We start from the raw sequence: 450 nt of genomic DNA, 5'->3' as shown, positions 1-450 counted from the left end.
AACTTAGTAGGCTCAACATCCAAGCCACCTAATTGCTGTAACTGGTTAGTCTCAAGGTTGAGTAACCAAAAGTCGCCTCTGCTGCGTGAGCGCCAAACTTGCTCACTGTTGGTAAATACCATCAGCCATTTACCGTCTTTTGACCATTGGTAGCTTTCGATTGCAAATGGCTCGTCTGCGCCCTCTGGCAACAGCTTTTCAAACTCAACCAGTACTTTACGGCCTGTACCGTCAGCATTGTAAAATACAATGTCGTTACCTTTAACGCCGTGCTCTTTTTCGTCATCGGCGTTGTTATCGTCTGCTTTTTCTTTTTCGCTTTCGCGCTCTTCAAGCACAGTGTAGCCGGTGCCATCGTCTAGCCACTTAAAGTAAGTGCTACGCTGGGTTTTAAATTCTTTATCTTTATAAATTTGCGCTAGGCTTAATGGATTATTCACGGTACTCATC

General features: G+C 44.7%; 1 pseudogene. It reads right to left on the bottom strand.

The annotated features are described in order from the left end of the window. Positions 1–450: pseudogene (locus PSH48_RS20945) on the bottom strand (S9 family peptidase); the annotation flags it as partial.

The organism is Pseudoalteromonas sp. Angola-4 (assembly GCF_028599265.1).
Classification (GTDB): Bacteria; Pseudomonadota; Gammaproteobacteria; order Enterobacterales; family Alteromonadaceae; genus Pseudoalteromonas; species Pseudoalteromonas atlantica.
Note: the sequence above shows the minus strand (reverse complement) of the source record. Positions and strands in the feature narration are given on the sequence as shown.